Genomic DNA, 13,121 nt, shown 5'->3' with positions numbered 1-13,121 from the left:
TTTAATTTTTAGGAAAACTTACAATAAAAATTGTCCCTTTAGGTAAATTTGGTTGATGAGTTATAGTTCCTTTATGGCTCTTTATTATTCCATGTACTACACTTAACCCTAAACCAGAACCATCTCCTACGGGTTTGGTTGTGAAAAAAGGATTAAAAATATTTTCTGAATTTTTTACCTCAACTCCTTTACCTTGATCAGAGATTTTAATCTGTACTGTTGTTATTTTCTCTTCAATAACAATATTAATTTCACCTTTTTCAGGAGAAAAATAAATAGCATTTATTACTAAATTAAAAATTACTTGTGTTAATTGAATTTTATCTACTTTTAAATAAATTTCTTCATCAGAATATACAACATTATAAGTTATATTTTTTTTAATAAAATTAGGTTTCAACAAACTTATTGCTTCGTCAATAACTTTTTTAATATTTATTGAAGTCATTTGCTGTGGCATTTCACAAGAAAAAAACATTAGCTTTTTTACCACTTCTCTAGAATAAATTGCACTATTTATTACTTTTTCTAGATCTTCACTTCCTTTTTTATCTTTTTTATAGCGCTCTCTCAACAATTCTGTGAATCCTAAAATATTAGCCAAAGGTGTATTTAACTCATGCGCAATACCTGCTGTAATTTCACCCAAAATTGTTAACCTACCAGCTCTTTCTATTTGTCTTTTAGTTATTTCTTCTTTTTCTTTTACCTCTTTACGTTCTAAAAAGTCTCCAATTTCAGATGCTATTTTATTTAACAATAGTTTTTCTTCTTCTAAAAAAGCATTTTTAGAAAATTTTAATTTAGAATACCCTACAGTTATAACTCCTTTAATATTTCCAAAAGGTTTTATTGCTGAAATAATAAATATTGCATCCTCTATTTTTTCTCCTTCAACTACAGTAAAATTATCAGTTTTAATCTCTACAAAAGCTTCATTTGGAAATCTTATTGCCTCTTTTAAATTTAAGGAAATCTCTTTCAATAACATCTCAATGTTATCTAGCTTATAACCTCTTATTAAAGAGCTTACATTATATAAGCAAGTTAATTCTTTTATACGTTCTTTTAACTTTTCCTCTAGAATATTTCCTTGAAAACTCATTTTTTTATAACGATTATAAATACAAATATACCACCAAGTAATAAGTTCTCTAAATAAAAATATATATTCGTTTTATGATATTAGAAACGTTAATAGAAAATTGGCACATTGTTTTATTTTTTTTTACAGTAGCTATCTTATATGCAGCTGTAGGTTTCGGTGGTGGTTCTAGTTATTTAGCAATATTAGCGCTAACTGGAATAGCTTTTACACAGATAAGAGCAACTGCTTTACTTTGTAATATTATTGTGGTTTTAGGAAATGTTTTTCTGTTTCAAAAAGAAAAATTATTTAATTGGAAAAAAGTAATTCCGCTAGTTTTATGGAGTGTTCCATTGGCTTTTGTAGGTGGTTTTTTACAAATACAACAAACATTCTTTTTTATTCTTTTAGGCTTTACGTTGTTATTTGCTGCTATTACTATGTGGATTTCTAAACGGATTATTTCTTCGGAAGAAAAACAAACCAAAATATCAACAACTAAAAATGCAGGTTTTGGCGGAATAATTGGTTTTATTTCTGGTATGGTTGGTATTGGTGGCGGAATTTTTCTTGCACCACTACTCCATTTAACTAATTGGGATTCTCCAAAAAAAATAGCTGCAACTGCTAGTTTCTTCATATTAGTTAATTCTATTGCTGGTTTAGCTGGGCAATACACAAATCCAGATTTTATAATTGATTGGAATTTGACTTCAGTTTTACTAATTACTGTCTTTATTGGCGGACAAATTGGTAATAGAATGAGTAACAAATTATTCAGTCCAATTCAGTTAAAAAAAGCGACTGCAATTTTAATTGCATTTGTAAGTATCAGAATTTTGTGGAAATATCTTTTTTGATATCTTTGAACCTCAAATAAAAACAAATGGCAGGAATTATTTTTACACTATTAATGTTAATCTTATTACAAGCAGTATTAGGGTTTGACAACTTATTATACATATCATTAGAATCTAAAAAAGCACCTTTAGCAGATCAAAAAAGAGTTCGTAAAATCGGAATTTTAATTGCTATTGTATTAAGAATTGTATTATTATTTTTATTAGTTTCTATCATCGATTATTTTCAAGAACCTTTTTCGTTTTTAACTGGTGAAATTAAAGACATTGTGAAATTTGCATTTAATGGTCACAGTATCATTGTTTTACTTGGAGGTGGCTTTATTATTTACACAGCCATAAAAGAGATTTGGCATATGATTGGTGATCACAATTTAAATCAAGATGCAGAAGGTAATGTTATAAAAAAATCTTCAAAATCTTCTAATGCAGTAATTGCAAGTATTGTTTTAATGAATCTTGTTTTTTCATTCGATTCAATTTTAGCAGCAATTGGTCTTACAAGTGAAATTGAGAGCAGCACAACTGCCTTTATTGTTATGGCAATTGCCATTGTTATAAGTGGTTTACTAATGCTAGTTTTAGCAGATAGAATATCAACTTTTTTAGCAAAAAACAGAATGTATGAAGTATTAGGTCTATTTATTCTTTTTATTGTTGGAATAATGCTGGTTACTGAAGGTGGTCATTTAGCGCACATAAAACTATTTGGAAATGAGATTGTACCAATGAGTAAAACTACTTTCTATTTTGTATTGGCTATTTTAATAATTGTAGATGTTGTACAAGGACGTTACCAAAAGAAGTTATTAGCTGAAAACACAACAACTAAAAAGTAAATTTAGCTTTAAAATATATTGATAAAAAAGGCAGTTTCATTTAAAATGAAACTGCCTTTTTAATTTACTGTTTACTGAATACTAACCTAACCAAGCATTCATCATCCATAAGGTTTTTTCTTGTTCTGCAATAAAATCACTCATCATAGAATTTGTACCTTCATCTTCTGCTTCATCTGCTAAATTTAAAATAGAACGCTCTATTTTTAATAATTCAAAAATTGAAGTAACAACTAATTGCACAGCTTCATTATCATTAGAAATGTTTTTTCCTACAGAAACAGAAGCAATTTTAGAATAATCACTAAAAGTATGCAACGGTGTTCCTTGTAATGTTAAGATACGTTCTGCAATTAAATCTACTTTTTCTTGAGCATCTGTGTAAAACTCTTCAAATTTAACGTGCAATTGAAAAAAGTTTTTCCCTTTAATATTCCAATGCAAACCTCTAACATTCTGATAATATACTTGAAAATTTGCTAGTAATAAATTTAATTCATTAACTAGTTTTGTTGATTTTTCTTGATCTAATCCTATTATATTTGATTTCATAATTTATTAATTTTTATTGTTATTCAAATTTCTGAAAAATTTACGAAGATAAACTATAATTATAATTGATAGTTTTTATATCTTTATCAGAAATTATTATATAATATGACTATAACTCAATTAAAATATGTTTTGTCTGTTGCAGAATATCACAATTTTACTGTAGCTGCAGAACATAGTTTTGTTACACAGCCAACATTAAGCATGCAAATTCAGAAATTAGAAGATGAATTAGACGCAAAAATATTTAATCGTTCTAAGAAACCTATTCAATTAACTGAAGTTGGTAAAAGAATAGTAGAACAGGCAAAAGTAATTGTTGATGAAAGTAACCGAATTTTAGACATTGTACATCAACAAAAAGGCTATGTTGGTGGAGAGTTTAAACTTGGAATTATACCAACCGTAATGCCAACTTTATTGCCAATGTTCTTAAATAATTTTACTAAGAAATACCCAAAAGTTAAGTTAATTATTGAAGAATTAACTACAGAGGAAATTGTTAGAAAATTAACTGATGGTCATATTGATGCTGCAATTGCTGCAACTCCGTTAGAAAATGAAGCTATTAAAGAAAAACCTTTGTATTACGAACCTTTTGTTGGTTTAGTTCCTGAAAATCATAGGCTTTATAACAAAAAAGAAATAACTTCTGATGAATTAGAAATGGATGACATCTTGTTATTAGAAGACGGTCATTGTTTTAAAGATAGCGTTATAAATTTATGCAGAACTCATAAGGCGGATAACAAAAAAGGATTTCAATTAGAAAGTGGAAGTTTTGATACGTTAATCAAATTATCTAAAGAAGGTTTAGGAATGACACTTCTGCCCTATTTACATACCTTAGATTTAAGTGAACTTGATAAGAAACATTTAAGAGCGTTTACAAGTCCGCCTCCAGCAAGAGAAGTAAGTTTAATTTACCATAAATCACAATTAAAAATGCAATTAATAAAAGCATTAAATGACACTATTGATGGTGTAATTAGAGGCGCAATTGCCTTTAGTGATGTGCAAATTATTAGTCCGTTGCAAAAAAACTAAAACTATTATAAAAATAAAAAAGGAAGCTAATTAGCTTCCTTTTTTTTATTATGAGTACATTTTATTTCGTAATTCTTTAATCTTTGGATCAGATAAGTAATCATCAAAAGTTGAGTATTTATCAATAACTCCTTTTGGAGTAATCTCTATAATTCTGTTAGCAACTGTTTGTGCAAACTCATGATCATGGGTAGAAAATAATACAGTACCTTTAAAATTAATTAAAGAATTATTTAAAGCTTGTATAGATTCTAAGTCTAAGTGATTTGTTGGTTCGTCTAGCATTAAAATATTTGCTCTAGTCATCATCATTCTAGATAACATACAACGTACTTTTTCTCCTCCAGACAAAACATTACTTTTCTTTAATGCTTCTTCTCCAGAAAAAATCATTTTTCCTAAGAAACCACGTATAAATACTTCTTCGCGCTCTTCTTCAGTTTGTGCATATTGACGTAACCAATCTACTAAATCTAATTCTCCATTTTGAAAAAATGATGTATTATCTGCTGGTAAATAAGATTGAGTTGTAGTTACACCCCAAGAAAACTTCCCTGCATCTGGTTCAATATTACCTGAAATAATTTGGTAAAATTCTGAAACAGCTTTAGAACTCTTAGAAATAATTGCAACTTTATCTCCTTTGTTTAAATTAATATCTACTTTAGAAAATAATGCTTCACCTTCAAAATTCTTTTCTAATCCTTCAATATTTAATATTTGATCTCCTGCTTCTCTGTCTCTATCAAAAATAATTGCAGGATAACGTCTAGATGATGGCTTAATATCTTCTACATTTAACTTATCTATCATCTTCTTTCTAGAAGTAGCTTGTTTAGATTTTGCCATATTTGCAGAAAAACGACGAATAAATTCTTCTAATTCTTTCTTTTTATCTTCTGCCTTTTTATTTTGTTGTGCACGCTGTTTTGCTGCTAATTGACTAGACTCATACCAAAATGTATAGTTACCAGAATAGTTATTAATTTTACCAAAATCAATATCAGAAATATGTGTACAAACCGCATCTAAAAAGTGACGGTCATGCGATACTACAATTACAGTATTATCATAATTTGCTAAAAAGTTTTCTAACCAAGCAATAGTTTCAAAATCTAAATCGTTGGTTGGCTCATCCATAATTAATACATCAGGATTACCAAATAACGCTTGTGCTAATAATATTCTTACTTTTTTCTTAGAATCTAAATCTGCTAATAAAGTATAGTGATTATCTTCTTTTATACCTAAGTTAGAAAGTAAAGTAGCTGCAGCAGAATCTGCGTTCCAACCATCCATTTCTTCAAACTTAACTTGAAGTTCACCAATTTTCTCTGCGTTTTCATCTGTATAATCTGCATATAACGCATCAATTTCAGATTTAATTTTATGCAATTCTTTATTTCCCATTAATACAGCTTCTAGTGCTGTAAATTCATCAAAAGCATAGTGATCTTGGGTTAAAACAGACATCCTTTTTCCAGGTTCTAAATGAACATGGCCAGAAGTTGGCTCTTGTAATCCAGATAAAATCTTTAAGAATGTAGATTTTCCTGCTCCGTTGGCACCTATAATTCCATAGCAATTACCTTGTACAAATTTGGTATTTACTTCATCAAACAAAATTCTTTTTCCGAATTGTACAGATAAATTAGAAACTGATAACATTTATTACGCTTTTTAAATTTTGGCAAAAATAGTTTTTTCGCATTGATTTTCAATGTTTTTTTTAGGTTGATTTTTCATATATATCTTAAATTTTCGTCATATTTTAAAAGTGTTTTAACAACGAATTAACATCTCCATCTTAATTTTGATAGTATTTTTGTTACGAGATAGTTTTTTTTGAATTTTAATATTTTTAATGAGATATTTAGTACCCTTTCTACTATTAATAACTGCTTTTGGTTGTAAAACCAAAGAGAACAAAGCAACCTACTTTGGTGGTAAAATTCTACATCCAAAATCTAACAGTGTAATTTTATTCGATTTTGAAAAAGCCATAGACACAATTTATCTTAAAGATGATAATACTTTTATTGGAAAAATTGATAGTTTAAAAGAAGGTTTATTCTACTTTAAACATGGACCAGAACATCAATATATTTACTTAGAACCTCAAGACAGTTTGTTATTACGCTTAAATACTTGGGATTTTGATGAATCTTTAGTTTACAGTGGAACAAGTGCCGCTAAAAACAATACTTTAATTGAATCTTTTTTACAAAATGAAAAAGAAGAAAAACTGTTTTATGATTTAGTAAAAGAAAAACCTGAAGATTATATTGAAAAGGTTAATGATTTAATAGCTTCAAAGGACAAAAAAATAGCAAACTATAAAACTCAACACCCAGATGTTTCTGAAAAGTTTTTAAAAGTTTTAGACATCAGTAATAAATATCCTATTTATACGCAAATTGAAGATTATATTATAGAAAAGGAAAGCTCTCAAGATACAGCAAAACTTAGTTCTAAGTTTTTTAAACATAGAAATGACGTTTTTATGGGATTGGATTCTATTATGTTTTTTAATGCCTATAGCGAATATGTTATGACACGTATTTATAGTAATACCTATCAGCAAGGTTATAAGAAAAATACAGATGAATTTACTGTTGCATTATTAAAAAATATTGATGCTAACATAAAAACAGAGGAATTAAAGAATGTCTATTTACGTCATGCAACAATTCGTCATTTTTACAATAAATCTAGTTGTACCTTAAATAAAGATGCATTTTACACTTTCTTTAAATTGAGCAGTAATATTGAAGACAAAAAACAAATTCAGCGTTTATTAAATGATGCCAAAAACCTTAATAAAGGAGACCGATTACCGGATTTTAAAGCTATTAGTTATGCAGGAGTTGTTGAAAACAGTAACCGTTTAATAAAAAATAAAAACTGTGTTCTTTACTTTAGAAATCCATCACACTATTCTGATGAATGGGTAGCCAAACGTATTAACTTTTTAAAGAACAATAACCCAAAAACTTCTTTCATAATAATTAATGTTACTGATAATAAAAATTATAGCATTAAAGATATTGATATTAGTAAACAATACTATTTATCTACAGAAAGTGCTGCAAAACAATTTTTAACAAGTAATTATCCAAGAACTATTTTAGTTAATAACAAAGGGATTATTGTTAATGGTTTTGGTGCTTTATCTTCTAAAAAAATCAATCAACAAATAGCTGATTTAGAAAAAAACTAATAAATTAGGGCTAACCATTAAATTTAACCTACCTTTGCGCGATTTTAAATTTCACTGTGTGAAATAAAATCACGTCGAATTATAAACGGTGAATTTACAGTTGGCATTCTGTAGATTCTACAAAAAATACAGATATGACCACATTTTTAGACTTAGGTTTACAAGAACCTATTACAAGAGCTTTAATTGATTTAGGATATCAAAAGCCTACAGTAATCCAAGAAAAAGCAATTCCACAAATTATTTCTTCTGATACAGATTTAAAAGCATTTGCTCAAACTGGTACAGGAAAAACTGCAGCTTTTAGTTTACCTATTATAGAGTTAGCAGACCAAACAAACTCTAATGTACAGGCAATAATATTGTCTCCAACTCGTGAGTTAGCAGTTCAAATTGGTAAAAACATAGAAGATTTTTCTAAATATTTACCAAACTTAAAAGTAGCTACTGTTTATGGTGGTTCTAATATAGATGAGCAAATTAGAAAACTTAAAAGAGGTGTACAAATAGTTGTTGGAACTCCAGGAAGAACTGTCGATTTAATTAACAGAAGAGCCTTAAAATTAGGTAATGTAAAATGGTTAGTTTTAGATGAAGCAGATGAAATGCTTAACATGGGTTTCAAAGATGAACTAGATAAAGTTTTAGATGCAACACCAGAAACAAAACAAACCTTATTATTTTCTGCAACATTTCCTAGAGAAGTAGAATCTATTGCAAGAAATTATATGACACAACCTGTAGAGATTACTTCAGGTGAAAAAAATTCGGGTTCAGATAATGTTTCTCATGAATACTATTTAGTTTCAGAAAGAACACGTTACCAAGCTTTAAAAAGGATTGCAGATTTAAATACAGATATTTACGCTATAATTTTCTGTAGAACTCGAAGAGAAACACAAGAAGTTTCTGACAAACTAATACAAGACGGTTATAGTGCAGATGCTTTACATGGAGATTTATCTCAAAATCAACGTGATAGCGTTATGGGTAAGTTTCGTAAAAAAACTATAAAAATATTAGTAGCAACTGATGTTGCAGCTCGTGGAATTGATGTAAACGATTTAACACACGTAATAAATCATAAATTACCAGACCAAATAGAAAACTACAACCATAGAAGTGGTAGAACAGGACGTGCTGGTAGTAAAGGTATTTCTATTGCATTAGTTAGCAAAAAAGAACAAGGAAGATTACGTTCTATTGAACGAATTATAAAAAAGAAGTTTGTACATACAGCAGTACCTACTGGAAAAGAAATTTTAAAAAATCAATTATTTCATTTAATTGATACTGTAAATACTACTGAAGTAAACCAAAAGGAAATAGCAGATTTTTTACCTGCTATTTATGAAAAATTAGAAGGTTTATCTCGTGAAGAATTAATTCAGAAATTTGTATCAAAAGAATTTAACACTTTCCTTTCTTATTATGAAAGTGCTGCAGATTTAAACGATTTATCTTCAAATAGAGATAGTTCTCGTAGAGGAGCTTCTAACGAAAACATGACACGTTTCTTTATTAACATTGGTAGAAAAGACAAATTAAATCCTGCAAGATTAATTGGTTTAATTAACGACCAAAACATTGGTAATAAAGTAGAAATTGGAGCTATCGATATTTTAGATACTTTCTCTTTCTTTGAATTAGACAAAAATTTTGAAGCTGCAACTTTAGATGCTTTCCAAGCAAACTCTCCAGATTTTGAAGGAAGAGGTGTAAACATTGAAATCACTAAAAAACGTGAAGGCGGTGGTGGAAGAAAACGCGGCGGTGGCGGCGGAAGAAGATCTTTTGGTGGTGGAGATAGAAAAAGTGGTGGTGGAAGTTTTGGAAGACGTAGAAGTTCTGAAGGATCAAGTAATTCTGGAGAAAGAAGATCATCTAGATCATCTTCTTCTAGATCTTCTGATAGACCAGACAGAGCTACAAAAGATAAAAACACTGGCGGTTTCGGAAGAAGACGTAGAGAAAGATAAAATATTTATCACATAAAAAAAACCGAGCTATTTGCTCGGTTTTTTTATTTAAATAAAATTCTAAATTTATTATAATATTTTCTTGCTTTTGAGGTAAATACCTATAACAACTGTTAAAAAAAGCATTAGGATTTGTATCCAAAAATAATCTTGTTCTTTATCAAAAATCTGAACTATAAAAACTACAATTAATGGTAAATAAATAAGTTTTTTTTTCATAAAACATTAATTAGCAACTTCATTAGTAAACTTAATTCGCATTAAACGTAATTCATCTAAATCATAATCACCATCAAATTCATCTAAAGCATCTTGAATTTTATCTGTTTCTGCTTCCATAAAATAATCGTAAATTTCTTCTTGTTGATCTTCGTCTAATAAATCATCAACAGCATACGAGATATTTAACTTTGTACCAGAAAAAATAATAGCTTCCATTTCCTTAATAAGCTCTTCTAGTTTTAATCCTTTTGCTTTAGCAATATCTTCAAGTGGTAATTTTCTATCTGTATTTTGAATGATATACAATTTTAGTCCAGAATTTACACCTGTACTTTTTACAATTAAATCGTCTGGTCTTGTAATATCATTATCTTCAACATAAGTTGTAATTAATTTTACAAAATCTTTACCAAACTTACGTGCTTTTCCTTCACCAACTCCATGAACCTTAGAAAGCTCCTCTAAATTGATTGGGTATTTTAACGCCATATCTGCTAAAGAAGGGTCTTGAAAAACAGCAAATGGTGGCACATTATGTTTTTTTGCAACTTGCTTTCGTAAATCTTTTAAAAACTTAACTAATTTTTCGTCAGTTCCTCCAGTTGCTTTTGGATTTGTAATTATGCTTCCATCATCTTTTACATTATAAGAATGGTCTTCAGTCATCATAAATGAAGTTGGATTTTTAGCAAAATCTTTTCCTTCATCTGTTAATTTTATAACTCCGTATTGTTCTATTTCTTTTCTAATTAGGTTTACAACTAATATTTGACGAATTAACGCCATCCAATACAATGCAGTTCTCTCCTTACCTACTCCAAAAAATGGTTGCGCAGTTGTTTTATGAGATTTTAGTAACGCATTTTCTTTACCAATAATGGTATTTACAATTTCTTTAGCTTTGTATTGCTGATTGGTTTTAGCAACAACATCTAAAATTGTTACAACATCATCTTTAGCTTCACTCTTTTTCTTCGGATTTCTAGTATTATCATCCATATCGGCACCAAGACCGTTAATTTCATCGAACTCTTCACCGAAATAATGCAATAAATATTTACGCCTATTCATAGACGTTTCTGCATAACCAACTACTTCCTGCAATAAAGCATGACCAATTTCTTGTTCAGCCACAGGCTTGTTAGCCATAAATTTCTCTAATTTTTCTATGTCTTTATAGGCATAAAAAGTCAAACAAATCCCTTCACCGTCATCACGTCCTGCTCTACCCGTTTCTTGATAATAACTTTCTAAACTTTTAGGAATATCATGATGTATAACATAACGAACATCTGGTTTGTCAATTCCCATACCAAATGCAATAGTAGCTACAACTACATCGCAATCTTCCATTAAGAACATATCTTGATGTTTTGCACGCGTTTTTGCATCAAAACCAGCATGATATGGCACTGCATTAATTCCGTTTACTTGTAAAACTTGAGCAATTTCCTCAACTTTCTTTCTACTTAAACAGTAAACAATTCCAGATTTTCCTGGATGTTGCTTTACAAAACGGATTATATCTTTTTCTATTTCGTTCGTTTTTGGACGTACTTCATAGAATAAATTAGGTCTATTAAAAGATGCTTTAAAAGTATTAGCATCACTCATACCTAAAGTTTTAAGAATGTCTTCTTGAACTTTTTCGGTAGCAGTTGCAGTTAACCCAATAATTGGTACATTGTCTATCTGCTTAATTATATGACGTAAATTTCTATATTCTGGTCTAAAGTCGTGACCCCATTCAGAAATACAATGAGCTTCATCAATGGCTACAAAAGATATTTTTTGCGTTCTTAAAAATGAAGCATATTCTTCTTTAATTAAGGACTCCGGAGCTACATACAATAATTTTGTAATGCCCGATGCTATATCTTCTTTAACTTGATTTACTTCTGATTTATTTAAGGATGAATTTAAAACATGCGCAATACCATGATGTTCAGAAATACCACGAATGGCATCTACTTGATTTTTCATTAAGGCAATTAAAGGAGAAACTACAATTGCCGTACCTTCTTTCATTAATGCAGGTAATTGATAACACAGAGATTTCCCTCCACCAGTTGGCATAATTACAAATGTATTTTCGTTTTTTAAAATACTTGTAATTACTTGTTCTTGTAAACCTTTAAATTGGCTAAAACCAAAAAACTTTTTTAACGGACCATATATGTCCAAAGAATCACTATTCATTTTTAAGAATTAGTTTGAGTAAAAAATGTGAAGTAATTTACAAAAAAAAAATAGATATTAAAACATCTAATTTAATCTTATATTTAAAAATAAATAATACGTATTTTTACAGTCTGATTTTTAGACACAAAACCATTCAAAATTTTGAAAGATTTCAGTTCAATATTGGCTACTGCCAAAGAAACAATTCTCTTAGAAAGCACTTCGATAGCAAATTTAACTACTTTATTAGATAGTGATTTTGAAGAAGCTGTAAAATATATTTACAATACCAATGGACGCGTTATTGTTACTGGTATTGGTAAAAGTGCTAATATTGCTACTAAGATTGTAGCTACTTTAAACTCTACCGGAACTCCTGCAATTTTTATGCATGCTGCCGATGCAATTCATGGAGATTTGGGTATTATTCAAAAAGGAGATGCTGTAATTTGTATTTCTAAAAGTGGAAATACACCTGAAATTAAGGTTTTAGTTCCATTAATTAAGAATTCTAATAATAAAGTAATTGCCATAACTGGTAATAAAGATTCTTTTCTAGGGAAAAATGCAGATTATACTTTAAATTCTTTTGTAGAAAAAGAAGCTTGCCCTAATAATTTAGCGCCAACAACAAGTACAACTGCTCAATTAGTAATGGGAGATGCAATTGCAGTTTGCCTATTAGATTTACGTGGCTTTACGAGTAAAGATTTTGCCAAATATCATCCAGGAGGCGCATTAGGGAAACGATTATATTTACGTGTTTCTGATTTAATTGATAAAAACGAAAAACCTCAAGTTGTTTCAAATGATGTGGTTGCAAAAGTAATTGTAGAGATTTCTGAAAAACGATTGGGTGTGACAGCTGTTACTACTTCCGAAGGAAAAATTGAAGGAATTATAACTGATGGAGATATAAGACGAATGCTTAATAAAACTACCAAAATTGATAGTTTAACAGCTAATGATATAATGAGTAAAAATCCAAAGACAATTAACCAAACAGCAATGGCTGTTGACGCTTTGGAAACCCTAGAAAACAACAGTATAACACAAATTTTAGTTACTGACGATAACAAAAAGTATGTTGGTGTTGTTCATTTACATGATTTATTAAAAGAAGGAATATTTTAA

The 13,121-nt window shown here is 29.1% G+C and carries 10 protein-coding genes; 6 read left to right on the top strand and 4 right to left on the bottom strand.

Going from position 1 to position 13,121, the window contains the following annotated elements; all coding sequences use genetic code 11:
- Position 1: 1 nt before the first annotated feature.
- Positions 2-1,105, bottom strand: coding sequence for a sensor histidine kinase (locus L1S33_RS06250; protein ID WP_240561689.1), 1,104 nt, complete (start codon positions 1,103-1,105; stop codon positions 2-4).
- Positions 1,106-1,179: 74 nt separating this feature from the next.
- On the opposite strand from L1S33_RS06250, the gene L1S33_RS06245 reads away from it, so the two are divergent.
- Positions 1,180-1,947 (top strand): sulfite exporter TauE/SafE family protein, encoded by a 768-nt coding sequence (locus L1S33_RS06245; RefSeq protein ID WP_240561688.1) that lies wholly within the window; start codon positions 1,180-1,182, stop codon positions 1,945-1,947.
- A 26-nt stretch (positions 1,948-1,973) separates the two neighbouring features.
- On the top strand, positions 1,974-2,786 hold the full coding sequence (locus tag L1S33_RS06240; protein WP_240552159.1) for a TerC family protein: 813 nt from the start codon (positions 1,974-1,976) through the stop codon (positions 2,784-2,786).
- Between the two features lie 81 nt (positions 2,787-2,867).
- On the opposite strand, the gene L1S33_RS06235 is transcribed toward L1S33_RS06240, so the two are convergent.
- Positions 2,868-3,338 carry a Dps family protein gene (locus L1S33_RS06235; protein WP_240561687.1) on the bottom strand — a complete coding sequence of 157 codons (471 nt, stop codon included), beginning with the start codon at positions 3,336-3,338 and terminating at the stop codon, positions 2,868-2,870.
- Positions 3,339-3,443: 105 nt separating this feature from the next.
- Between L1S33_RS06235 and L1S33_RS06230 the strand changes: the two genes are divergently transcribed.
- Positions 3,444-4,385, top strand: a complete 942-nt coding sequence (locus tag L1S33_RS06230; RefSeq protein WP_240561686.1) for a hydrogen peroxide-inducible genes activator — start codon at positions 3,444-3,446, stop codon at positions 4,383-4,385.
- A 48-nt stretch (positions 4,386-4,433) separates the two neighbouring features.
- On the opposite strand, the gene L1S33_RS06225 is transcribed toward L1S33_RS06230, so the two are convergent.
- Entirely contained in the window at positions 4,434-6,053 is a 1,620-nt protein-coding gene (locus L1S33_RS06225; protein ID WP_240561685.1) for an ABC-F family ATP-binding cassette domain-containing protein, read from the bottom strand.
- Positions 6,054-6,249: 196 nt separating this feature from the next.
- On the opposite strand from L1S33_RS06225, the gene L1S33_RS06220 reads away from it, so the two are divergent.
- A complete protein-coding gene (locus L1S33_RS06220; protein WP_240561684.1) occupies positions 6,250-7,605 on the top strand; it encodes a hypothetical protein in 1,356 nt (451 codons plus the stop codon).
- Between the two features lie 134 nt (positions 7,606-7,739).
- The gene (locus tag L1S33_RS06215; RefSeq protein ID WP_240561683.1) at positions 7,740-9,584 is read left to right on the top strand and encodes a DEAD/DEAH box helicase; all 1,845 of its coding nucleotides are present in this window, start codon (positions 7,740-7,742) and stop codon (positions 9,582-9,584) included.
- Between the two features lie 225 nt (positions 9,585-9,809).
- Here L1S33_RS06215 and L1S33_RS06210 read toward each other — a convergent pair whose 3' ends face one another.
- On the bottom strand, positions 9,810-12,005 hold the full coding sequence (locus tag L1S33_RS06210) for a RecQ family ATP-dependent DNA helicase (protein WP_240561682.1): 2,196 nt from the start codon (positions 12,003-12,005) through the stop codon (positions 9,810-9,812).
- A gap of 144 nt (positions 12,006-12,149) precedes the next feature.
- Between L1S33_RS06210 and L1S33_RS06205 the strand changes: the two genes are divergently transcribed.
- Positions 12,150-13,121 carry a KpsF/GutQ family sugar-phosphate isomerase gene (locus tag L1S33_RS06205; RefSeq protein WP_240561681.1) on the top strand — a complete coding sequence of 324 codons (972 nt, stop codon included), beginning with the start codon at positions 12,150-12,152 and terminating at the stop codon, positions 13,119-13,121.

This window comes from Tenacibaculum aquimarinum (assembly GCF_022478115.1).
Classification (GTDB): domain Bacteria; phylum Bacteroidota; class Bacteroidia; order Flavobacteriales; family Flavobacteriaceae; genus Polaribacter; species Polaribacter aquimarinum_A.
Note: the sequence above shows the minus strand (reverse complement) of the source record. Positions and strands in the feature narration are given on the sequence as shown.

Bases quoted from the DNA above. Each gene is read 5' to 3' on its own strand.
- L1S33_RS06210 (WP_240561682.1), bottom strand. From the start codon at position 12,005: ATGAATAGTGATTCTTTGGACATATATGGTCCGTTAAAAAAGTTTTTT.
- L1S33_RS06235 (WP_240561687.1), bottom strand. From the start codon at position 3,338: ATGAAATCAAATATAATAGGATTAGATCAAGAAAAATCAACAAAACTA.
- L1S33_RS06230 (WP_240561686.1), top strand. From the start codon at position 3,444: ATGACTATAACTCAATTAAAATATGTTTTGTCTGTTGCAGAATATCAC.
- L1S33_RS06250 (WP_240561689.1), bottom strand. From the start codon at position 1,105: ATGAGTTTTCAAGGAAATATTCTAGAGGAAAAGTTAAAAGAACGTATA.
- L1S33_RS06245 (WP_240561688.1), top strand. From the start codon at position 1,180: ATGATATTAGAAACGTTAATAGAAAATTGGCACATTGTTTTATTTTTT.
- L1S33_RS06240 (WP_240552159.1), top strand. From the start codon at position 1,974: ATGGCAGGAATTATTTTTACACTATTAATGTTAATCTTATTACAAGCA.
- L1S33_RS06225 (WP_240561685.1), bottom strand. From the start codon at position 6,053: ATGTTATCAGTTTCTAATTTATCTGTACAATTCGGAAAAAGAATTTTG.
- L1S33_RS06215 (WP_240561683.1), top strand. From the start codon at position 7,740: ATGACCACATTTTTAGACTTAGGTTTACAAGAACCTATTACAAGAGCT.
- L1S33_RS06220 (WP_240561684.1), top strand. From the start codon at position 6,250: ATGAGATATTTAGTACCCTTTCTACTATTAATAACTGCTTTTGGTTGT.